At 71.6% G+C, this 21,514-nt stretch carries 25 protein-coding genes and 1 tRNA gene; 12 read left to right on the top strand and 14 right to left on the bottom strand.

What is annotated here, in order from left to right:
* The first annotated feature begins 340 nt into the window (after positions 1-340).
* The 8 genes from DX116_RS10455 to DX116_RS10420 all read left to right on the top strand — a co-directional run bounded on the left by DX116_RS10455 (position 341) and on the right by DX116_RS10420 (position 7,379).
* Positions 341-565: a hypothetical protein gene (locus DX116_RS10455; protein ID WP_147393644.1), complete on the top strand. Its 225-nt coding sequence runs from the start codon at positions 341-343 to the stop codon at positions 563-565.
* 97 nt (positions 566-662) lie between these two features.
* Positions 663-1,370 (top strand): Flp pilus assembly protein CpaB, encoded by a 708-nt coding sequence (gene cpaB / locus DX116_RS10450; RefSeq protein WP_119704015.1) that lies wholly within the window; start codon positions 663-665, stop codon positions 1,368-1,370.
* Positions 1,367-2,491, top strand: coding sequence for an AAA family ATPase (locus DX116_RS10445; RefSeq protein WP_119704014.1), 1,125 nt, complete (start codon positions 1,367-1,369; stop codon positions 2,489-2,491). Before cpaB ends, DX116_RS10445 begins: the two co-directional genes overlap by 4 nt.
* The gene (locus DX116_RS10440) at positions 2,488-3,936 is read left to right on the top strand and encodes a CpaF family protein (protein ID WP_119704013.1); all 1,449 of its coding nucleotides are present in this window, start codon (positions 2,488-2,490) and stop codon (positions 3,934-3,936) included. Before DX116_RS10445 ends, DX116_RS10440 begins: the two co-directional genes overlap by 4 nt.
* Position 3,937: 1 nt before the next feature.
* The gene (locus DX116_RS10435; RefSeq protein WP_119704012.1) at positions 3,938-4,864 is read left to right on the top strand and encodes a type II secretion system F family protein; all 927 of its coding nucleotides are present in this window, start codon (positions 3,938-3,940) and stop codon (positions 4,862-4,864) included.
* A complete protein-coding gene (locus DX116_RS10430) occupies positions 4,864-5,736 on the top strand; it encodes a type II secretion system F family protein (RefSeq protein ID WP_119704011.1) in 873 nt (290 codons plus the stop codon). The genes DX116_RS10435 and DX116_RS10430 overlap by 1 nt, the downstream gene beginning before the upstream one ends.
* A gap of 78 nt (positions 5,737-5,814) precedes the next feature.
* A complete protein-coding gene (locus DX116_RS10425) occupies positions 5,815-6,402 on the top strand; it encodes an RNA polymerase sigma factor (protein ID WP_119704010.1) in 588 nt (195 codons plus the stop codon).
* Positions 6,399-7,379: a DUF4349 domain-containing protein gene (locus tag DX116_RS10420; protein WP_119704009.1), complete on the top strand. Its 981-nt coding sequence runs from the start codon at positions 6,399-6,401 to the stop codon at positions 7,377-7,379. Before DX116_RS10425 ends, DX116_RS10420 begins: the two co-directional genes overlap by 4 nt.
* Before the next feature lie 24 nt (positions 7,380-7,403).
* Here the strand turns inward: DX116_RS10420 and DX116_RS10415 are convergent, their stop codons facing one another.
* The 8 genes from DX116_RS10415 to DX116_RS10380 form a co-directional block, all read right to left on the bottom strand.
* Complete coding sequence (locus DX116_RS10415; protein WP_119704008.1) at positions 7,404-7,964, bottom strand: hypothetical protein; 561 nt, start codon at positions 7,962-7,964, stop codon at positions 7,404-7,406.
* A gap of 111 nt (positions 7,965-8,075) precedes the next feature.
* A tRNA-Ala gene (locus DX116_RS10410) sits at positions 8,076-8,151 on the bottom strand.
* 59 nt (positions 8,152-8,210) lie between these two features.
* Complete coding sequence (gene sepX / locus DX116_RS10405) at positions 8,211-9,152, bottom strand: divisome protein SepX/GlpR (RefSeq protein WP_119704007.1); 942 nt, start codon at positions 9,150-9,152, stop codon at positions 8,211-8,213.
* Between the two features lie 82 nt (positions 9,153-9,234).
* Positions 9,235-9,801, bottom strand: a complete 567-nt coding sequence (locus DX116_RS10400; RefSeq protein ID WP_233556652.1) for a GNAT family N-acetyltransferase — start codon at positions 9,799-9,801, stop codon at positions 9,235-9,237.
* Between the two features lie 55 nt (positions 9,802-9,856).
* A complete protein-coding gene (locus tag DX116_RS10395; protein ID WP_119704006.1) occupies positions 9,857-10,354 on the bottom strand; it encodes a MogA/MoaB family molybdenum cofactor biosynthesis protein in 498 nt (165 codons plus the stop codon).
* The gene (gene moaC, locus DX116_RS10390) at positions 10,354-10,824 is read right to left on the bottom strand and encodes a cyclic pyranopterin monophosphate synthase MoaC (protein WP_119704005.1); all 471 of its coding nucleotides are present in this window, start codon (positions 10,822-10,824) and stop codon (positions 10,354-10,356) included. The genes DX116_RS10395 and moaC overlap by 1 nt, the downstream gene beginning before the upstream one ends.
* Entirely contained in the window at positions 10,824-12,380 is a 1,557-nt protein-coding gene (glp, locus tag DX116_RS10385) for a molybdotransferase-like divisome protein Glp (protein ID WP_325048614.1), read from the bottom strand. The genes moaC and glp overlap by 1 nt, the downstream gene beginning before the upstream one ends.
* A 5-nt stretch (positions 12,381-12,385) precedes the next feature.
* On the bottom strand, positions 12,386-13,780 hold the full coding sequence (locus DX116_RS10380; RefSeq protein WP_119704004.1) for a UTP--glucose-1-phosphate uridylyltransferase: 1,395 nt from the start codon (positions 13,778-13,780) through the stop codon (positions 12,386-12,388).
* A 16-nt stretch (positions 13,781-13,796) separates the two neighbouring features.
* Here DX116_RS10380 and DX116_RS10375 point away from each other — a divergent pair, with 16 nt between their 5' ends.
* Positions 13,797-14,360, top strand: coding sequence for a 5-formyltetrahydrofolate cyclo-ligase (locus DX116_RS10375; protein WP_119704003.1), 564 nt, complete (start codon positions 13,797-13,799; stop codon positions 14,358-14,360).
* Between the two features lie 154 nt (positions 14,361-14,514).
* Here DX116_RS10375 and DX116_RS10370 read toward each other — a convergent pair whose 3' ends face one another.
* Both DX116_RS10370 and DX116_RS10365 read right to left on the bottom strand, forming a co-directional pair.
* A complete protein-coding gene (locus DX116_RS10370) occupies positions 14,515-15,546 on the bottom strand; it encodes a hemolysin family protein (protein ID WP_119704230.1) in 1,032 nt (343 codons plus the stop codon).
* A 17-nt stretch (positions 15,547-15,563) separates the two neighbouring features.
* Positions 15,564-16,937, bottom strand: coding sequence for a hemolysin family protein (locus tag DX116_RS10365; protein ID WP_119704229.1), 1,374 nt, complete (start codon positions 16,935-16,937; stop codon positions 15,564-15,566).
* 130 nt (positions 16,938-17,067) lie between these two features.
* Between DX116_RS10365 and DX116_RS10360 the strand changes: the two genes are divergently transcribed.
* Genes DX116_RS10360 through mscL form a run of 3 tightly spaced genes read left to right on the top strand, consistent with a single transcriptional unit; the run spans position 17,068 to position 18,523 of the window.
* On the top strand, positions 17,068-17,406 hold the full coding sequence (locus DX116_RS10360; RefSeq protein WP_119704002.1) for an FmdB family zinc ribbon protein: 339 nt from the start codon (positions 17,068-17,070) through the stop codon (positions 17,404-17,406).
* A 52-nt stretch (positions 17,407-17,458) separates the two neighbouring features.
* A complete protein-coding gene (locus tag DX116_RS10355; RefSeq protein WP_119704001.1) occupies positions 17,459-18,058 on the top strand; it encodes an SAF domain-containing protein in 600 nt (199 codons plus the stop codon).
* A gap of 60 nt (positions 18,059-18,118) precedes the next feature.
* On the top strand, positions 18,119-18,523 hold the full coding sequence (gene mscL, locus DX116_RS10350; RefSeq protein WP_119704000.1) for a large conductance mechanosensitive channel protein MscL: 405 nt from the start codon (positions 18,119-18,121) through the stop codon (positions 18,521-18,523).
* Between the two features lie 21 nt (positions 18,524-18,544).
* Here mscL and DX116_RS20130 read toward each other — a convergent pair whose 3' ends face one another.
* The 4 genes from DX116_RS20130 to DX116_RS10335 all read right to left on the bottom strand — a co-directional run bounded on the left by DX116_RS20130 (position 18,545) and on the right by DX116_RS10335 (position 21,492).
* Positions 18,545-18,721, bottom strand: coding sequence for a hypothetical protein (locus DX116_RS20130; protein WP_199715990.1), 177 nt, complete (start codon positions 18,719-18,721; stop codon positions 18,545-18,547).
* Positions 18,702-19,607: an NAD-dependent epimerase/dehydratase family protein gene (locus DX116_RS10345; RefSeq protein WP_119703999.1), complete on the bottom strand. Its 906-nt coding sequence runs from the start codon at positions 19,605-19,607 to the stop codon at positions 18,702-18,704. Before DX116_RS10345 ends, DX116_RS20130 begins: the two co-directional genes overlap by 20 nt.
* A gap of 124 nt (positions 19,608-19,731) precedes the next feature.
* On the bottom strand, positions 19,732-20,508 hold the full coding sequence (locus tag DX116_RS10340) for an HAD-IIA family hydrolase (RefSeq protein ID WP_119703998.1): 777 nt from the start codon (positions 20,506-20,508) through the stop codon (positions 19,732-19,734).
* A 21-nt stretch (positions 20,509-20,529) separates the two neighbouring features.
* Positions 20,530-21,492 (bottom strand): alpha/beta hydrolase family esterase, encoded by a 963-nt coding sequence (locus DX116_RS10335; protein ID WP_147393643.1) that lies wholly within the window; start codon positions 21,490-21,492, stop codon positions 20,530-20,532.
* Positions 21,493-21,514: the final 22 nt, after the last annotated feature.

The raw sequence follows: 21,514 nt of genomic DNA, 5'->3' as shown, positions 1-21,514 counted from the left end.
GCACCGCGTGCGTTGTCCGCTCGGTGCACCCGACCTCGGCGCAATCCTTTGTTCCGCATCCCTCGACCCTCCCCATCGCGCGCCTCGTGGCGCGTACCCCACGGTAGGGAACTTGGTCCTGACACTGGACGAAATCGTGTGATCTGAGCCACGTGGACCGGTTGTAAAGCGCCCGTGGCTAGGGGCTACTAGTTCTTTCGAGCCATTTTTGTAGGGACCTAGGTCATTTCGTCGAACTTCGCTGCAATGCCGGTCTAACTTCGATCTCAGCTTCTCCATCGGGGGTTGCACAGGGAGCGGCGCCGACCGGCGCCGAATAGTCAGAGGGAGTGTGATCCGCATGTGGTCACCCATGTACACCGTCTCGTTCATCACGTCCGTCCTCTTCCAGGCCTCGACGGCCCGCGAGGAGCGCGAGGAGCGCGGCGCCGCGTTCACCGAGTACGTCGTGCTCGTCAGCGTGGTCGTCGCGCTCGTCGTTGGCGTCGCCTTCACGCCTCTCGGTGACGCGCTGAGGGCAAAGGTCGGTTCGATCGCCAGCTCGGTCAACCCCAGCACCACCTGACTCGCACCGCACAAGCCGCGTCAGCAGGTCGCCTCTCGGGAGGCGCCTGCTGGCGCATGCGTCCTCGTCACCACCACGCAAGGGGGGTCGGTCACTCGTGAGAACCAGCAGGCGCACCATCGCGGCGATCGCCGCCGTCGTCCTCGCCGTCCTGGGCATCATCACCCTGGTCGCGTACGTCAACGACGCCGACGACCGGGCCTTCGAGGGCACCACGCTCGTCCCGGCCATCCGGGTCGTCAAGGACGTGCCGGCCGGCACCAAGGCCACCGATCTCGACGACTCCGTCGAGGTCGTCAAGCTGCCGAAGTCGGCCGTGCCCGGCACGGCGCTCACGACGCTCGACCCCGTCGCCGACCTGGTCACCACCGCCAGCCTGGCGCCCGGCGAGGTGCTGGTCTCGGGGCGCTTCGGCGACCCCGACGGCGCCGGTGAGGGTGGCGCCAACGACGGCACGGTCACCGTGCCCGAGGGGATGCAGGAGCTCACCATCAAGGTGGCCTCGGTGCGTGCGCTCGAGGGCTCGCTCAAGGCGGGCGACACCGTCGGTGTCGTGGCCACCTACGACCCGGAGCGGCAGACCAACTTCGCCGCCAACCAGGTGCTGGTGCTCTCGAGCAAGAAGGCTCCAAACGCCGTCCCCGACGCGGCGAGCGACGACGTCGTCGTGCGCCTGGCCGTCAGCTCGCTGGACGCGAGCAAGATCGTGCACGCCGCGGAGCTCGGGCACATCTACCTCACCAAGCAAGGGGACGACTCGAAGGTCGACCGCCGCTTGGTCACCACGGAGGGCGTGCTCAAGTGAGCAACATCCTGCTCGTCGCGGTCGATCCGGCGTTCGGGGAGCGGGTCTCCTCGCTCACCGGGCACCACGTCGTGGCCGTCGACGCCCACGCGAGCAGCACCAGCGCCGAGCGTCACCGCGACTTCAGGCCCGATGTCGTCTTCGTCGGCACGGGCGTGCCGATCGACCGTGCCCTGACGTACGCCAGCAGCGTCTCGGCCGACTGGCCCGATCTCGTCCTGGTGCTGGTGTCACCGACTACGCGGCGACTCGCCCGCCGGGCCGAGCGCGCCGGCTTCGAGCACGTCATCGACCCCGGGACGTCCGCGGCCGACCTCGAGCGACTCGCCGGACCGGCCGATGTCGAGAAGCCGGCCGACGCGGCCCACCGGGTCGTGGTCGTGGCATCGCCCAAGGGGGGTGTGGGCAAGACGACGACGGCGGTCAACCTCACCGGCGTGCTCGCCGCCGCGGCGCCGTGGGAGGTCGTGCTGGTCGACCTCGACCTGCAGTTCGGTGACGCGTCGGCGATGCTCGGCCTCACCCCCCAGAACACCGTCGTCGACGCCCTCTCCGCCGAGGGCGACGACTCGATGTTCGTCCGCACCCTGCTGACGATCCACCCCAGCGGCTTCTACCTGCTGGCGGGCGCCGACGGCCCGGCCGACGGTGGCGGCGTGACGGGCGACCAGGTCCGCAAGCTCGTCAGCCAGCTGTCGACGTCGTTCCGCTACGTCGTCGTCGACACCTCGGCCGGACTGCTCGAGGAGACGCTGGCCAGCCTCGAGGAGGCCTCCGACCTCGTGATGGTGACCGCGCTGGACGTCGCGACCCTGCGATCGACGCACAAGGAGCTCGACGTGCTCGGTGAGCTCGGTCTGGTGCCGGCGGGCCGGCACCTGCTGCTCAACCGGGCGCACCGCGGCGCCGGGCTGACGGTGCGGGACGCCGAGCGGATGCTCGACGTCGCCGTCCCGGTCGTCGTGCCCCGGTCGGACCGCATCGGGCTCGCCGCCAACCACGGCACGCTCGCGATCGATGTCAAGGACGCCCGCGTCCGCAAGCCGTTCGACGCACTGGCGGCGGCCATCTCGGGCGTCCGCCCCACCCGCCACTCGCACCGAGGGGAGAAGCTGGCATGAGCCTCGCCGATCGCATGGCCGCCAAGCACCGTCAAGAAGCCGGCCACCTGCCGCCCGTGCTCGTCGAGCGACCCGCTGCCGTGCCGGCGAGCGTCGATCCGGCGCCGCTGGCCCGACCTCGTCCCCCGGCGCACGCCGCACCGAGGCCGGAGACGAGCGTGCCGCCGACCACCTCGCGCACCCCCGCGCCCGGGCCGCTCGCCTCGGACGGGCTGGCCCAGACCAAGGCCCGCGTGCTCAAGGTGCTGCACGAGCGGATCGGCTCCCGCATCAACGACCCCTCGCTGACCGAGGGCCAGCTGCACGACCTCGTGCGGACCGAGCTGGCGAAGGTCGTCGACGACGAGCGCCTGGTGCTGGCCCCCGGCGAGCGGCGAGCGGTGCTGCAGGAGCTCGAGGACGACGCGCTCGGCCTGGGCCCGCTGCAGCGGCTGCTCGAGGATCCGACCGTCAACGAGATCATGGTCAACGGCCACGACACGATCTACGTCGAGCGCAACGGCATCACGCTGTCGGGTCTGCGCTTCACCGACGAGGACCACCTGCGCCGCGTCATCGAGCGCATCGTCGCGCGCGTGGGTCGCCGCATCGACGAGTCGTCTCCCTTGGTCGACGCCCGCCTGCAGGACGGCTCGCGCGTCAACGCCGTCATCCCGCCGCTGGCCGTCAACGGCTCCTCGCTGACGATCCGCAAGTTCTCCGACACCCCGTTCACGGTCGACGACCTGATCTCGTTCGGCTCGTTCAGCGGCGAGCTGGCCGACTTCTTCCGCGGATGCGTCGAGGCTCGGCTCAACATCCTCGTGTCGGGCGGAACCGGCACGGGCAAGACGACGATGCTGAACGTGCTGTCGTCGTTCGTGCCCGCGGACGAGCGCATCGTCACGATCGAGGACGCCGTCGAGCTGAAGCTGCAGCAGGACCACGTCGTGACGCTCGAGAGCCGGCCGCCCAACATCGAGGGCAAGGGCGAGGTGACGATCCGCGACCTGGTGCGCAACTCGCTGCGCATGCGCCCCGACCGCATCATCGTCGGCGAGTGCCGCGGCGGCGAGGCGCTCGACATGCTCCAAGCCATGAACACCGGTCACGAGGGATCGATCTCCACGCTGCACGCCAACAGCCCGCGCGACGCGCTGGCCCGCCTTGAGACGCTCGTGCTGATGGCGGGGATGGACCTGCCGCTGCGGGCGATCCGCGAGCAGGCCGCCTCGGCCATCGACCTGGTCATCCAGGTGCAGCGCATGCGCGACGGCAGCCGCCGCGTGACCCAGGTGACCGAGGTGATCGGCATGGAGGGCGACGTCGTGACCCTGCAGGACGCCTTCGTCCTCGACCGCGCGCGCGGCGAGGTGCGGCCGACGGGACTGCGTCCGCGGTTCCTCGACCGGTTCGACGAGGCCGGGGTGCCGTACGACCTCTCGATGTTCGACCCGGCGGCCTGACGTGCTCGCCACCGGAGCGCTGCTCGTGCTGCTGTCGGCGACGCTGGCCGCCTACCTGCTGGTCGCGCCCGCCGCACGCGTGCCCGTCGAGCGTCGCCTCTCCCCCGGAGCCGTGCCGACCAGCCCGCTCGAGAACGTCGTCGAGCGCATGGAGGTCGCGGTCGACTGGGTGCTGCGCAAGCGAGGCTGGAACCCCTTCCCGGGGCACGACCTCGAGATGGCCGGCATCCGGATGCAGCAGTCGAGCTTCGTCACGGCCGTCCTCATGTCGACGTTCGCGGCGTTCATGGTCGGCTACGCGATCGGCGGCGTCCTGATCGGCCTGCTGATCGCGGTGCTCGTGCCGCTGGCCTCGCGCGCCATCGTCAGCTCACGCCGGCGCAAGCGGCAGAACGCGTTCGCCGACCAGCTGGAGTCGACGCTCGAGGTCATCGCGTCGGCCCTGCGCGCCGGCCACAGCCTGCCGAGCGCGCTCGACACCGTCTCGGCCGACGCCCTCAGCCCCACCGCCGAGGAGTTCGCCCGCATCGTCAACGAGGGACGGCTCGGTCTCGACACCGTCGAGGCGATGCGCGAGACCGCCCGTCGGATGCGCAGCGAGGACTTCGGCTGGATCACCGACGCGGTGGCGATCCAGCGGGACACCGGCGGCAACCTGAGCGAGGTGCTCGATCGCGTCGGTGAGACGATCCGCGAGCGCAACGCGCTGGCCCAACAGGTGCGCGCGATCTCGGCCGAGGGCCGGGCGTCCTCGAAGGTCATGATGGCCATGCCCTTGGCGGTCGGCGTGTTCATGTTCTGGCGCAGCCCGTCGACGTTCACGCCGATCTTCACCACGGGCGTCGGCCAGCTGCTGCTCGGCATCGCGGTCGTCCTCTACGTCATCGGCTTCTTTTGGATCCGCAGGCTCGTGGAGGTGAAGGTCTGATGCTGGTCGTCGGCACCACGCTCGTCCTCGCCGCCTGTGCCCTGCTGGCGGTCAGCCTCGGCGTCACCGTGCCGCGTCCGAGCGTCCCCCAGGGTCGCTCGTGGCGACGCGGCAGGACGCCCGCGAGCGCGAGCGCGATCTTCGTCGACAACGACCTGGCGTCGATCGGACGGCTGCGCGTCGTGACGGTGCCGTTCCTCCTCGAGCGGGCCGAGCGCAACATCGCCCTCGCCGGCCACCGCGCCGGGTGGACGCTGCGGCGCCTGATGCTGACGAAGGTCGTCGCAGCGTCGGTCGCCGGCGTCCTCGGGCTCTCGCTGTGGGCGTCCGGCCCCTCGGGACGCGGCTTCGTCCTGTTCACGCTGATCGCCGTCGCCGCCTTCTTCTTCCCCGACCTGTGGCTGAGCTCGCGGGCCAAGGAGCGTCAGCTCGAGATCGAGCGGGAGCTGCCCGATCTGCTCGACCAGGTCGTCATCGCGATCGAGTCGGGCATGACGTTCGAGGGTGCGCTGGCCCGCGTGGGCGAGCGCGGCCACGGCGCGCTGGCGCAGGAGTTCGTGCGCACGCTGCAGGACATGCGCCTCGGCATGTCGCGGCGCGCGGCCTACAACGCACTGGCGGAGCGCACGTCCGTCGCCGACCTCCGGCGCTTCTGCAAGCATGTGATCCAGGCCGAGGAGTTCGGCGTCTCGACGGCGACGCTGGTGCGCAACCTCGCCGCCGAGATGCGCACGAAGCGCCGCTTCCGCGCCGAGGAGGCCGCCCAGAAGCTGCCGGTCAAGATGATCTTCCCGCTGGTGACGTGCTTCTTCCCGGTGCTGTTCCTGGTCGTGCTGTTCCCGGCCTTCTACGGGATCGGCCAGAACCTCTGATCCACCGTGAGACGATCCCGGGTGGTCCGGACATGACACGGCAAGACGTCCGCACCACCCGACAGATCGGAGCCGCCGGTGAGCCCCACCGCGACCCTCGACGCCCGTCCGGACGACGGCGACGACGATGACGACCGCGTGCTGCTGCACCGGGCCGCCCGCGGAGACCGTCGCGCCTTCGGCCGGCTGTACGACCGCCACGTGCGCCCGGTCTACTGGCAGGCGTACGGCGTCCTGAGGGACGAGCGCGAGGCCGAGGACGCGACCCAGGACGTCTTCGTGACGATGTGGCACAAGATCCGCACCATCACGCTCGTCGACGAGTCGGTCCTGCCCTGGCTGCTCGTCACCGCCCGCTACACCGCGCTCAACGCCCGGCGGAGCCGCCTCCGACGACGGGCGGACGAGCTCGACGAGCGCCTCGCGTCCGACGAGGTCGTCGAGGACGAGGTCGAGGCCGGTCTCGTCCGGGCCGAGATCGACAAGGCGACGGCCATGCTGTCGCCGGTCGACCGGCGCCTGTACGAGCTGTGCGTCGACGGCGACCACACCTACGACATGGCGGCGCGCGAGCTGGGCGTCAGCCACGCCGTCGTCCGCAACCGCCTCTCCCGGCTGCGCACCCGGCTGCGCGCCGACCTTCGATCCGTCAAGGAGATCTCATGAGCACCCCCACGCTCCACGACGACCGCGTCGAGAAGATGCGCATGTCGGTCATGCACCGCGTCGACCAGGACGTCACCCGGCGCGGCCGGCGTGCGCGCACGACCATCGGGCTGGCCGCCGCCAGCGTTCTCGTGGTGGGCCTCGGCGGCTACGCCGTCGAGTCGCTCTCGTCCGATCAGCAGCTCAGCAGCGCGCCCGACCAGTCGGCGGGCGGGGCGTCCGCTTCCCGCGACGCGGCCGCACCCGAGCGCACGCGTCTCGACGCGGCCCCGCAGGACGGCCGCAGCCTCAGGAACGAGCAGGGTGCAGAAGCCGACGTCGACCGCCAGGTCGTCACGACCGGCTCGGCCAGCGTCACCGTCACCCGTCCGCGGTCGACCGTCCAACAGCTCAGCACCTGGGTCGAGTCGATCGGTGGACGCATCGACGACCGGTCCGAGAGCGGACGCGGCGACGACGCCTCGGCGTCCGTGACGGTCCGGGTGCCCAGCGCGAAGGTCACCGCGACGATCGACCGGCTCGACTCCTACGGCACCGTCGACGACGTCTCGCTGCAGAACACCGACGTCACCGCCGAGGCACGTGACCTCGACGCCCGCATCGATGCGCTGCGCCTCTCGATCGACCGGCTGACGGCGATCCTCGGCAGCGCCACCTCGAGCCGCGACGTCATCCAGGCCGAGAGCGCCCTCACCGATCGCCAGAAGCAGCTCGAGAGCCTTCAGGCCGAGCGCAAGGGCATCGCCGACCAGGTGTCGCTCTCGACCATCACGATCACGTTCTCGCAGCGGGCCACCGCCGACTCCGTCGAGCCCGGCGGATTCACCGGCGGCCTGCGCGACGGCTGGAACGGTCTGGTCGGCGCGGTCAACCGCGGTGTCGAGGTCGTCGGGGTGCTGCTCCCCTGGGCCGCGATCGCGGCCGTGGGTCTGCTCGTCGTGCGCCTCGTCCGGCGCCGTCGCCGCAGCTGGAACTGAGCGTTGCTGCCCGCCTCGCCTCGACTACGAGATGAGCGACCTCAGCGTGCGCGGCTCGCCGACGCCGCGCAGCAGGGCATCGGAGAGAGCCGTCGCGAACGCGCGGAGCTCGTCGTCGCCCACGATCAGGATGCTGGGCAGCGCATCGGTCAGGATGCTCCACCGCGAGTCGTCGGTCGTGCAGGCGACGAGCGGCAGGTCGGACAGGAGCGACCAGAACCCCCCGAACCCGATGAAGAACCCCCGTGTCGTCGCTCGCCCGACGATCTCGACCCGTGCGACGGTGGCCACGTCGACCGACGCCACGACCCTTCGTCCGCGTTGCACCACGATGCGGCTGCCCGACACGTAGTACGAGACGCGCGCAGCGGACACGAGCCAGAGCGAGATCATGACGAGGCTGACAGCGCTCCCGACCGCCAAGCCCACGAGGCCGAAGGCAACCCCGGTCAACGGCGTCACCTCGCGGTCGCCGACCGACAGCGCGAGCCCGATGGCGAGGCCGAGGACGGCCAGGGCCGCCGGCGGGATCAGCAGGACCGTCCACGCGTGGCGAATGCGGCCGCGACCCACCAGCACGTCCATCGCGCGTGACTCACCTTCCCGTACGGGCGGTGGCGGACGACAGCAGACCGCCCGCCAGGTGAGCCTGGCGGGCGGTGGAGTCATCGCTGCTGGGCCGGCGTGCAGGCCCGGTGGTGGAGCATAGGAGATTCGAACTCCTGACCTCTTCGATGCGAACGAAGCGCGCTACCAACTGCGCCAATGCCCCTCGACCCCGACCAGGGGGTCGCACTCGCGAGCGAGTGCTCCGCAACTTTATCAGGTGGCTCAGTCGCCGACTGCGCGGCGGTGCTCGCTGGCGTCGTCGGCGCGCTTGGGCAGCTCGACGTCCTCGCCCTCGATGTGTCCGGACGTCCACGTGTGGGGCTGCGAGAAGTCGATCGTGCGCACGGTGCGGCCGGCGCGGGGCTTGGTGACGTAGGTCGGCAGCGTGACCGGCAGGGGGTCCCAGAGGGCCTCGCCGGACGTCGAGATGGAGGGCACCGCGATGACGATCTTGTCGTCGAGGGCGTCGACCTCGAGCTCAGTCTGCTCCATGACGTGCTTGCGGCCCGGGTCGATGTCCTCGAACTGGCCGGACACGATGATCGTGTCTTCCTCGACGGCGGCCGAGGTCGAGGCGGCGGCACGCTGCGGCCGCTTGGTCTTGCTCTTGGCCTTGATCTTCGCCGTGGCGCGGGGCGCGCGGTCGGCACGCGAGAGGTCGACCTTCGGCAGCTTGATGCGGCGCAGCACCGCACGGGTGCGGCCGGCACCAGCCATGCCGCGCTCGCCCCGCACCTGGACGCGGCAGGCGACGAGCCACGCCACCACGAGCGCGACCGGCGCGGCGATCCAGTACGTGGCGATGACGCCGAAGGCGGCGACCCCGCCGACCACGGCGGTGAGGAGCAGGAGCGACAGGAGGGTGCGACGACGGCGCGCTGCGGCACGGCGGGCAGCCGGACGGTCGGCGGCCCGGGCCGCGGGACGCGAAGCCTGGACGGTGGACGCGGCAGGAGACGTCTGCGCCGCCGGCACCGGCTCGGTCGCGGTGGCCTCGGGAGCCTGCTGGCGAGACGCACGGTTGATGACCCGGCTGAGCGAGCCGGTGGTCTCGACCGACGCGTTCTTGGTGGCCTCGTCGTACCGGCGCAGGACCAGCGGGATGACGTACGCCGCCCACACGACCACGACGAACGCGATGATCAGACCACTGCTGGAACCCACGATGGAAACGGTAGGCGGTCAGCGTGGCGTTGTCCGGCACGCCGGGCCGTGTGTCGCCTGAGAACTTGTGTGACGGCTGGGACTAGCCGCCGGTGCCGTCCCCGCCACGCCGGTCGAGGCGTGTCACGAGGCTGTCGGGGACGTCCTCGGCCAGCACCTGGAAGACCCGGTGGTCGCGCCAGTGGCCGGCGATGTGCAGGAACCCGCGGGCCAGACCCACCTCGGTGAAGCCCAGCTTGGCCACGACGCGCAGGCTGGCGGCGTTCTCGGGACGGATCGAGATCTCGACACGGTGCAGGCCGACCGTGGTGAGCAGGTGGTCGCACACCAGCGCGACGGCCGTGGGCGTCACGCCGCGGCCGGCGTGGCTCTGCGAGACCCAGTAGCCGAGGCTCGCCCACCGCGCGGAGCCCCACGTGATGCCGCTGACGGTGAGCATCCCGACCACCTCGTCGTCCCAGGTCACCGCGAACGGCATCGCGTGTCCCTGACGAGCCCGCCGCCGCAGGGTGCCGATCATCCCGACGTACGAGGTGGCGGCAGGGCCGGCCTCGGGCGGCAGCGTGGCCTCCCACGGGCCGAGCCAGCTCGCGTTGTCGGCCCGCAACCGCGCCCACGTGCGGGCGTCGCGACGCCTCAGGGGGCGCACCCCGACCGATCCGTGCCGCAGCGTGACCGGCCACCCGGCGCTCAGGCCGCACCCCTCATGACGCGCCCGCCACGTGGTCGCCGCCGCGCAGCTGGTCGACCGCGTGCGGCAGGACGTGCGCGAGCACCGCGAGCCCGTCCTTGACCCCACCCCGCGAGCCCGGGAGGTTGACGACGATCGCCGACCCGGCGACCCCGGCCAGCCCGCGCGACAGGACGGCGGTCGGGACGCCCTTCGCGACTCCCTCGGTGCGTAGCGCCTCGGCGACGCCCGGCAGCTCGCGGTCGAGGTGGGGCCGCGTGGCCTCGGGAGTGCGGTCGGTGGGGTTGATGCCGGTGCCGCCGGTCGTCAGCACCACCGCGACGCCCGCTGCCAGCGCCTCGCCCAGCGCCACGCCGACCGGATCGCCGTCGTGCACCACGACGGGCTCGCCGACCTCGAAGCCCCAGCCGCGCAACGCCTCGACGATGAGGGGACCGGTCTCGTCGGCGTACACGCCGTCGGCGGCTCGGTTGGACGCCACGATCACCGCGGCACGCAGGGGCGACGACATCAGCGGGTCCAGTCGCCGCTCTTGCCGCCCGACTTGGCCACGACCTCGATGTCGCTGATGCGGGCGAGCTTGTCGACGGCCTTGACCATGTCGACGACCGTGAGCGCCGCGACGCTGACGGCGGTGAGCGCCTCCATCTCGACGCCGGTGCGGTCGGCCGTGCGCACCGTCGCCTCGATGCGGACACCGTCGTCGACGACCTCGAGCTGCACCTCGACTCCGCCGATCGCCAACGGGTGGCACAGCGGGATCAGGTCGGGGGTGCGCTTGGTGGCCATGATGCCGGCGATGCGAGCGACGGCCAGGGCATCGCCCTTGGGCACGCCCTCTCCGCGCAGCAGCGCCACCACCTGGCCGCTGACCTCGACCCGTCCGCGGGCCGTGGCAGTGCGGGCGGTGACGGCCTTCGCGGTGACGTCGACCATGCGGGCCGCGCCCGACTCGTCGACGTGCGTCAGGCCGTCGGCCATCAGAACGGCCTGTCGAGCACGAGGGTGCGGACCGTGTCGCCCAAATTGAGGGCGGTCTGGTCCTCGCCGACGATGATCAGCGCATTGGCCTGGGCCAGCGTGCCGACCATGTGCGACCCCGCACCTGTCAGCGGCGTCACCTTGGCGCCGCGGTGCGTGACCTCGAAGACCGCGCGGACGTACTGGCGCACGCCCGGCCGCGACTGCAGGTCGGAGGCCAGCACGGCGTGCACCATCGGACGGCGGTAGGGCGTGCGGCCCATCATGCGGCGGATCGCCGGCAGCACGAACACCTCGAACGACACGTACGCCGAGACGGCATTGCCCGGCAGCGTGATGATGGGCGTCTGCTCGTCGAAGACCTTGCCGAAGCCCTGCGGCTTGCCGGGCTGCATCGCGACCTCGTTGAACTCGACCGTGCCGAGTGCCGAGAGCGTCTGCTTGACGACGTCATGGTCGCCCTTGCTGATGCCGCCGCTGGTGACCACCAGATCGGCCCGCACCAGCTGCTCGGAGAGCACCTTCTGGAAGGTGCGCGGGTTGTCGTCGACGGCGCCCACGCGGTAGCAGATGGCCCCGGCCTCGCGCACCGCCGCGGCCAGCATGTAGCTGTTGCCGTCGTTGATCGAGTCGTAGTCGAGGTGCGTGCCCGGCTCGCGCAGCTCGCTGCCCGTGGAGATGACGACGACGCGCGGACGCGGACGCGCCTTGACGCGCGGGGCGCCGAGCGCCGCCAGCAGCCCGATCTCCCGCGGGCCGAGCACCGTGCCCTCGGCCAGCACGGTGTCGCCGGCGGTGACGTCGTCGCCCTTGGGACGGATGCGCTGGCCGATGGTGGTGGGCGCGAACACCTGCACGCGGGCGTTGCCGCGGTCGGTCTGCTCGTACGGCACCACGGAGTCGGCGCCTCGAGGAATCGGCGCGCCCGTCATGATCTTGACCGCCGTGCCGGCGCTGATGGCGAAGGGTCGCGCCGAGCCGGCCGAGATCTCGCCGACGACCGGCAGCGTCACCGGACGCTCGCGCGACGCGCTGGCGATGTCCTCGGCGCGCACGGCGTAGCCGTCCATCGCGGAGTTGTCGAACAGCGGGAGATCCATCGGCGCCACGAACGCCTCGTGCAGCGGCAGGCCGAGCGACTCGACCAGCGGCTGGTCGTAGGCGGCGAGGGGCCCGATGCCGCGCAGGATCTTCTCGAGGTGGTCCTCGACGGTCAGCATGCCGTCGGGGATGCTCGCGGCGCGCATGCGGGGCTGGCGCGCCGGCTCGGCGGGACGGGCGGTCTCGGCAGGCTCGGCCGGCGGGATCGGCTCAGCCGAGCGGGTGGGCTCGGCCGGCGGACGGCGAGCTTCGACAGGCTCAGCCGGCGGGGTCGGCTCGGCCGGCGGGGTCGGCTCGGGCGGGCGGGTCGGCTCGGCCGGCGGGGTCGGCTCGGGCTGTGGAGTGGGCTCGACGGGTGCCGTGAGCTCTTCGTCGCCGGCGGTGCGGCGGGGAGCGTCGGGACCCATCGGCAGCATCTCCTGCTCCGATCCCGGGCCCGTCTCTCCTGTCGACATGTCGATCAGCCTAACGTCGTGCCCGCAGCCACCGTCTGGGCCTCACCCGTGTCGTCGAGCGACACGTCACCCCGGACGACCACGTCGGGGCCGAAGTGCCAGTCACCCTCGACCCGCAGCGAACGCGCCTCGACCAGCGACGGCGGGCTCGGCAGGCGGGCGTCGAAGTCGGAGATCGTCGTGAAGTGACGCCGGTCGAGACCGACCAGCGGCACCGACGCGACCCGCGAGCGCACCCGGAAGTCGTCGCCGATCTCGTAGACGTCGGAGCGCAGCAGCAGCAGGTCGTTGGTGGTCTTGACCGGCAGGAAGCGCGACCGGTCGACCTCGATCGCCGTCGCGCCGTCGAACACCTCGACCGCCGCGCCCATGGCCGACTCGATCTGGACGACCTTCGTCGAGGTGGGATCGGTCGGGTCGACGGTCTTGGCGTTGCGGATGAGCGGCAGCCCGAGGACGCCCTCACGCTCGTCGAGCGTGCGCCGCACCACCTGCAGGTCGAACCAGAGGTTGTTGGTGTGGAAGTAGCGGTGACGGTCGGGATCGGCCGCAGCAGCCGCGTCGGGGTCGGGCGTCTGCGCCGTCTCGCGCAGCACCAGCCGGCCGTCGCTCTTGCGCACCACGATATGGCCGCCCTTCACGTCGGCGGGCGTGCGCCGGCACACCTCGGCGGCGTACGGCGCCCCGGAGGCGGCGAACCAGCCCATCATGCGAGCGTCCGGCGCGGCGCCGAGGTTGTCGGCGTTGGACACCGTCGCGTAGCGGTAGCCCTCGGCCAGCAGGGTGTCGAGGATGCCTGACACGTCGAGCGCGGTGTAGAGGTCGCCGTGGCCGGGAGGGCACCACTCGAGCGACGGATCGGCCGGCCAGTCGACCGGGGCGAGGTCGTCGGCCCGCAGCTTGGGCTCGCGGTTCTGCAGGAAGTCGACGGGCAGGCCGCCGACCGGCAGCGTGTCGTACCTCTGCAGCGCGGCGAGGGTGTCGTCGCGGGTGCGGAAGCTGTTCATGAACAGCAGCGGCAGCCTCACGTCGAGCTCGTCGCGCAGCGACAGCACCTGGCCGGCGATGACGTCGAGGAACGTGAGGTCGTCGCGCACCGGCAGGAGCGTCTTGGCCCGGTCGAGCCCCATCGACGTGCCGAGCCCGCCGTTGAGCTTGATGACCGCGGTGACGGCCGCCGCCTCGCGGCACGCCTCGTCGCTCAGCTCGATCTGGTCGGCGCGGTCGATGTCGACGAGCGGATCGACCTCGCTCTCAGGGATCATCCCCGTCGCACCCTGCTCGAGCTGGTCGTAGAACGCCGAGAAGACGTCGATCGCCCGCTGGGGGACGCCACCGTCGTGCATGCGTCGCTGAGCCTCTTGCAGACCGCTCACGGGTCCTCCCTCTGTCGTCGCCATAGGCTAGCGTCAGGTCGTGACGAAGGCACGGCAACGAGACGAGCTGCTGGCCCGCCGTCGCACCCTCACGCCGGCCCAGCGCGCCGAGGCCGCCGACGCGATCGCGCAGCACGTGCTGACGATGCCGCTCGTCGCCCGCGCCCGACGCGTCGCCTGCTACCTCTCGATGCCCTCCGAGCCCGGCACCGCTCCGCTGATCGCCGCGCTGCACGACCGAGGTGTCGAGGTCATCGTGCCGATCAGCCTGGCCGACCACTCCCTCGACTGGGTCGCGCACGATCCCACCGCAGCCCTCGTCACGACCGCCCTCGGCATCCCCGAGCCCGCCGGGCCTCACCTCGGAGCCGATGCCCTCGCCACGTGCTCGCTCGTCATCGTGCCCGCCCTCGCGGTCGACCACGCCGGGCATCGTCTGGGGCGGGGCGCCGGCTACTACGACCGCGCGCTGGCCGGGGTCGCGGCGCCGGTGTGCGCGCTCGTGTTCACGCACGAGCTGCTGCCCGAGGTGCCCCACGAGCCCCACGACGTGCCCGTGCAGATGGCCGTCGCCCCCTCCGGGCTGTTCCGCGTCCCGTCCTGACGGGGGTGCCGACGCTGCCCGAGCGGGCTGCCACCCTTGGCACGTGAAGCAACGAACCCGCACGGTGGTGGTGACCGGCGTGATGGCCGTGGTCGTCGCCTGGCTCTGGGACCTGCTCGTCGGTCGACGCCGCCGGGCTGCCGCCTGACAACCCTCAGCGCGCGCTGCGGATCTCGCCGACGAGCTCTTCGAGCACGTCCTCGAGCATGATGACCCCCAGCACCGTGCCGGAGGCGTCGGCGACGCGGGCCATGTGCGAGCCGCGGGCCTGCATCGTGCGCAGCGCCTCGTAGAGCCCCGAGCCGGTGGCCACCGTGGCCAGCGGACGCACCCACTTGTCGGCGATGGTCTCGTGACGGGAGACCTCGTCGGTCTCGAGCACGTCCTTGATGTGCAGGTAGCCCGCGAGGTCTCCGCCGGCATCGGTCACCGGGAAGCGCGAGAACCCCGTCTCGGCGCAGGCCCGCTCGACGTCGACGGGCGTTGCGCTCGGGGTGATCGTGACCAGGCCGTCGCGCGGGAGCAGCACCCGGTCGACCGTGCCGTCGGAGAAGTCGAGGGCCCCCGACACCAGCCCGTACTCGTCCTCGTCGAGCAGGCCCTCGCGTCGCGACTCCTCGACGAGCCCTGCGACCTCGTCGTGCGTGTACGTCGACGAGACCTCCTCGACCGGCTGGACGCGGAACGCCCGGACGATCAGGTTGGCCGTGCCGTTGAGGAGCAGCACGAACGGCTTGAGCACCAGCACGACGCCCAGCATGAACGGCCCCAGCACCAGCGCGGCCCGGTCGGGCCCCACCAGCGCGAGGTTCTTGGGCACCATCTCGCCGAGCACGACGTGCGCCCCCACCACGATCGTCATGGCGATCACGAACGAGATGGGGTGCACGAGGCCCTCGGGCACGTGGACCGCCTCGAACACCGGCTCCATCAGGTGCGCGATCGCGGGCTCGCCCACGGCGCCGAGGCCGAGCGAGCAGATCGTGATGCCGAGCTGGGCCGCGGCCATGACCTGCGTGATGTTCTCGATCGCGCGCATCGCCATGCGGGCGGGACGCGAGCCGGCCGCGATGCGCGGCTCGAGCTGCGTTCGGCGCGCCGAGATGAGCGCGAACTCCGAGGCCACGAACAGGGCGTTGAGCGCCAGCAGCACGACGGTCAGCAGCACGCCGAACCAGTCACTCATGTCGACCTCGCTGGTGCTCACTCATGCTCTGCCTCGTCCCCCGCGACCGTCACGGGGTCGACCGTCAGCGAGACCCGGTCGATGCGACGTCCCTCGACCCGCTCGACGGTCAGCGTGACGACGAGCGGCTCCGGGTCGTCGTCGGAGTCGTCGGGGGTGCGGTCGAGCGACAGGGTGACCACGTCGCCGCGCTCGCCGATGCGTCCGAGCTCGGCGTTGACCAGGCCGGCGATCGTCTCGTAGTTCTCGCTCTCGGGAAGGGCGACGCCGGTCTGCTCCTCGACCTCGTCGGGGCGCAGCAGGCCCGACAGCGACCACGTGCCGTCCCGCCGGTGCCGGCTGCGCGACGACAGGCGGTCGTGCTCGTCGGCGATGTCGCCCACGATCTCCTCGACGAGGTCCTCGAGCGTCACGACGCCGTCGGTGCCGCCGTACTCGTCGACCACGATCGCCATCTGCAGCCCCTGGTCGCGCAGCACCAGCAGCAGCGGGTCGAGCTCGATGCTGTCGGGCACGGTGGTCGCCGGATCGAGCAGCTCGGTGATGCGCACCGAGCGCCTCCGGTCGACGTCGACGGCCACCGCGCGCTTGACGTGCACGATGCCGAGGACGTCGTCGGGCGTGCGGCCGATCACCGGGAACCGGGAGTGCCCCGTCTGCCGCGCCGCCTCGATGACGTCGAGGGCCGTGCTGCGTCCTTCGAGGAAGTGCACCCGCACGCGCGGCGTGCGGACGTCGGCGGCCGTGCGGTCGCCAAAAGCGATGCTGCGCGCCACGAGGTCGGCGGTCTCGTCGTCGATCGCGCCCTCGACGGCCGAGCGCAGCACCAGCGACCGCAGCTCGACCGGCGACCGCGCCGAGCGGAGCTCTTCCTGCGGCTCGACGCCGAGCGTGCGCAGGATCGAGTTGGCCAGGCCGTTGAGCACCCGGATCGGCCAGGCCATCGCCTTGGTGAACACCCGCTGCGGCAGCTGCGTCAGCGCCGCCGTGCGCTGCGGCAGGGCCAGCGCGAAGTTCTTCGGCACGAGCTCGCCGACGAGCATCGTCACCACGGTGCTCACGACCAGGGCGATGCCGTAGGCCACCCCGCGCTGCGCCCCGCCCTCGAGGCCGAGGTCGGCCAAGGGATCACGCAGGAGGTTGCCGATCGCGGGCTCGGCGAGGTAGCCGATCGCCAGGTTGGTGATCGTGATGCCCAGCTGCGCGCCGCTGAGCTGCGTCGACAGCGAGCGCAGGGCCGTCAGCGTGCCTTGGGCGCCCGCGTCGCCGTTCGCGGCGGCGCGCTCGATCGTCGCCCGGTCGACCGTGACGAACGAGAACTCGGCGGCGACGAAGACCCCGCACGCGAGCATCAGGACCAGCGAAGCGGCCAGCAGGAGCAGCTCGGTCACCGGCACACCCCAGGGGCGGGCGCGGCGGGAGGACGGGCTCCGGCGGCGCGGGGGCGTCGAGGACGGCGATCGTTCACGGTGGCGCAAACTGTACCCTTGTGACGCACCATCGACCGAGCGGGAGCAAGACGTGCCGAAGTACCAGTACCAGTGCAAGGACTGTGGCGAAGCGCTGGAGGTCCAGCAGAGCTTCACCGACGACGCGCTGACCGTCTGCCCCACCTGCGGCGGCGACCTCCGCAAGGTCTTCAACGCCGTCGGCGTGGTGTTCAAGGGGTCCGGCTTCTACAAGACGGACAGCCGTTCGGGCTCCGGGTCGGGTTCCGCCTCGTCCTCGTCCTCGTCCAGCTCGTCCTCGACGGGCGACAGCAGCTCCTCGACGTCCAGCGCCAAGGCCGACTCGACGTCGAGCACCCCCGCGAAGCCCAGCACGTCCACCTCGAGCAGCGGGTCGGGCTCCGCCGCCTGACCCCTGTGGACGGTCGGCTGCGACCACGCACGGACCTTCCTAGAGTCCGAGCATGGACCGTCTCCGCCGCCTGGCCGACGAGCACCGCCGACTGCTCGCCGCCGCCTGCGCCGCCCTGGCCGTGCTGGCCGCGCTCTCGGCCGTCCGGCAGTCACCGCAGACCACGACGATGCTCGTCGCCCGTCACGACCTCGCCAGCGGTGCCGTCGTGACCGCCGACGACGTCAGCACGGTCGAGGTCCCTCGGGCAGCGGTGGCCGATCACGTGCTCCCCCGTCACCGCGCTCTCGGGCGTCGCGTGGCCGGCCCGATGCGGGCCGGCGAGCCGCTCACCGACGTCCGGCTGGTGGGTCCGGGCTCCCTCGACGGATACGGCGCCGGTGCCGTCTTCACGACCATCCGCGTCGACCGCGCCGACACCGTCGCTCTCGGGGCCGGCGACCGGGTCGACGTGGTCGCCGTCGCGCCCGGCGGCGAGACCCCGGCCGAGGTCGTCGCACGCGGCGTCGAGGTCGTCACCGTCCCGGACGACACCGACGCCGAGCAGGCCGATTCGGCAGCCCTGGGCGTCGTCACGACCGAGGAGGGCGCGCTCGCGCTAGCCCAGGCGGGCCTCTCGTCCCGGCTGACGGTCATCACGTCGTCCAGGTAGGCGTGCGGCGGCACCCTCGCTAGGGTCGAGACACCACCACCGACACCCTCAGGGGGACACATGATCAAGGGATTCAAAGACTTCCTGCTGCGCGGCAACATCGTCGACCTCGCGGTCGCGGTCGTCATCGGCACCGCCTTCACCGCGCTGGTCGGCGCCTTCGGCTCGTCGTTCATCAACCCGTTGCTGGGCCTTGTCGGCGGCGGCGGGCCCAAGGGCATGACCGTCGAGGTCAACGGCCAGTTCTTCACCTTCGGCGCCTTCATCACGGCGCTGATCACGTTCACGATCACCGCGGCCGTCGTCTACTTCTTCGTCGTGGTGCCCATGAAGACGGTGCAGGAGCGGCTCGCCCGGGGCAAGGAAGAAGCACCCGTCGCGGTGCCCGAGGACATCCAGCTGCTGCGCGAGATCCGTGAGCTGCTGGCAGCCCAGCAGCGTCCGGGCGGACCGACGGGCCTGTAGGTCTCGGCAGGCCCCGACGCCTCAGCCGTGGTGCGGGGGGACGTCGCGCAGGTACTCGTCGTCGCGCGACGTCGTCCCGCGCTCGCCCCAACCCTCGTCGGTCTCGTCGGAGGTCGTGGAGGGCATCAGGTCGCCGAGGCGCTCCGCGGCCCTGCGGCGGCGCTCGCGCTCGGCGCGGTCAGGCGCGGACGAGGTCATCGAACCAGTCCGGGGTCAGCTTGGGGTGGCTGGGGTGCCAGCCCGTGCGGTCGCTGAACAGCTGCGAGCTGACGCGCTGCGACCGCACGAGGATCTCGAGCTTCTCGGCGCCGAGACGCAGGATCCACCCCGGCAGGAAGTGCCCGCCTGCCTTGCGCCCCGCGGCCAGGGCGATCGTGTCGACGTAGTCGCGCCGGTGCACGGGCTCGGCGCCGACGTTGTAGACCCCGCCCGGCGCGGAGAGCGCGTGCACCACCGCGGTGCCGACGTCGTCGGGGTGGACGACGTGCATCCAGGAGTCCTCGTCGCCGAGACCGATCGATCGGCCTGCGGACGCCCGGCGGAACAGCCAGGCCGTGTTGGGGTCGTCGCCGGTGATCAGGCCGAAGCGCAGGCTCACGGACGTGCCGCCGTCGGCCGCGAACGCCTTGACGTTGTCCTCGGCCACGACGACGGGCTCGGTCGCGCGGGTCACGTCGACGGGGCTGTGCTCGTCGATCCAGTCGTCCCCGTGGTCGGCGTAGACGAAGCTGAGGCTCTGCTGGATGATGCGTCCGACGCCGGCTCGACGAGCCGCCTCGGCCACCACGCGTGACCCGTGGAGCCTGATGCGGTCGATCTTGCGGAGCGACCCGGGTCGCAGCGCCTGCGAGCCCACGGGCACCTTGGTCGCGAGGTTGGCCACGGCGTCGCACCCCTGCATGCCTCGGATCAGCGCCGGTCGGTCGAAGATGTCGCCGAAGCTGGCTGTGGCACCGGCGGCGGCGATCTGTCGCGCGGTCTCGTCGGTGCGTGCCAGCCCGACGACGTCGTGGCCGGCTCGGTGCAGAGCGTCGATGGACGATCGGCCCATGACCCCGCTCGCACCCGTGAGGAAGATCTTCACGGTTCACTCCATGGTGGACGTCCCGGCATGTGCTGCCGGGTCTGCCTCGGGCCGGGTGGGGCCGTCACGCAGATTACGAAACGATAACAAACCTCGCCTCGTGCGTATTACCCATGGGTAACGTTCAGGTGACCAGCGGGACGATGTCGGCGATCGAGTCGAACACCTCGGTGGGCCTGAACGGGAACCGGTCGACGGCGCTCGCCGGCGTCGACCCCGTCAGCACCAAGAAGGTGCGCAGCCCCGCCTCGAGCCCCGACAGGACGTCGGTGTCCATGCGGTCGCCGATCATGACGGTCGTCTCGGAGTGGGCCTCGATCTGGTTGAGGGCGCTGCGCATCATGAGCGGGTTGGGCTTGCCCACGAAGTACGGCTCGACACCGGTGGCCTTGGTGATCAGTGCCGCGACCGAGCCGGTCGCCGGCAGCGATCCGGCCGGTGACGGGCCCGTGGCATCGGGGTTGGTGGCGATGAACCGGGCCCCGTTGTCGATCAGCTGGATCGCCCGCGTGATGGCCTCGAACGAGTAGGTGCGGGTCTCGCCGAGCACGACGTACTCGGGGTCCTGGCTCGTCATGACGTAGCCGACGTTGTGCAGCGCCGTGGTCATGCCGGCCTCGCCGATGACGTAGGCCGTGCCGTCGGGCCGCTGCTCGGACAAGAACTTGGCCGTGGCGAGCGCCGACGTCCAGATCGCCGTCTCGGGCAGGTCGATGCCGGCCGCCCTCAGCCGCGCGCACAGGTCGCGCGGCGTGAAGATCGAGTTGTTGGTCAGCACGAGGAACTTGCGTCCGCTGTCACGCAGGCGCGCGATGAACTCGGCGGCGCCGGGGATCGCGGTGTCCTCGTGGACGAGGACCCCGTCCATGTCGGTCAGCCAGGTCTCGATCGGCTTGGTCATCGGCGCGCTCTCGTCATGGTTCTAGTGTCCACCTGCGGACGCAGGTGCCGCAGGGTGGCGCTGGAAGAACTTCCACAGCAACGCCGTGGCGTCGACCGGGCTGTTCTCGGTGCGCGAGGCCCGTCCGGGCGACATGGGTCCGCCGCCGGGCCAGCCGTGCACGCCACCGACCACGGCGTAGATGTCCACATCGGTGCCGCCCTTGCACGAGCGCCACGCGAAGTGGTGCACCGAGTCGTCGGCCGTCGTGAACGCTCCCGAGGCCGGGCACCGTCCGCGCGTCGCCCACTGCGACATCGTCTGGTTGACCGGCGGGAGCCGGCCGATGACGGTGTCGGCGCCGCCGAACGGCACGGTGGTGTCGGCCATGCCGTGGAAGTAGATGATCGATGCGGGCGGGGCGTCGTCGCACCGCGGCTCGTAGTACGGGCCCGAGACGGCGGCGTAGGCGGCGAACTTCGTGCTGCCGTCGCACGCCAGGGCCAGCGTCAGGGCCGAGCCGTTCGAGAAGCCGGCCGCGAAGAGGCGGGAGGTGTCGGTGCAGCCCGTGCGCTGGACGTGGCCGACCAGGTCGTGCACGAAGGCCAGGTCGGACGTCGGGTCGTTCGCGGGCTGGCGGAAGCTCCAGCGCGCCGGCTCACCCCGTCCGAGCGGGACCACCACGATCGTGTCGTCAGCGTCGGCGCGCTCGACCATGCCAGTCGCCGCTAGCACCGTCGCCGGGTCGCCTCCCAGGCCGTGGAACATCAGCACGACCGGGACACGGGTGGTGCCGTCGTAGTCCGGGGGCACGTGCATCAGGTAGGTGCGGGTGTGCCCGCCCGACCGGATGGTCTGGGTGGTCGTGCCGGCGGGCAGCGGCCGCTGGTCGGCGCAGGGCTCGGGTCTCGGCGCAGGCTCGGGGGTGGCGCCGTTGGCACCGTAGAAGACGATGCCGACCGCGGCCATCGCGAGGATCATGACCCCGACGAGCAGCCGCCTCACCGCGTGCGCTCCGCGGGGACGG

It is taken from the genome of Aeromicrobium endophyticum (genome assembly GCF_003586285.1).
Classification (GTDB): domain Bacteria; phylum Actinomycetota; class Actinomycetes; order Propionibacteriales; family Nocardioidaceae; genus Aeromicrobium; species Aeromicrobium endophyticum.
The sequence above is the reverse complement of the archived record's forward strand: the minus strand, read 5'-3'. Positions and strand labels throughout refer to the sequence as shown.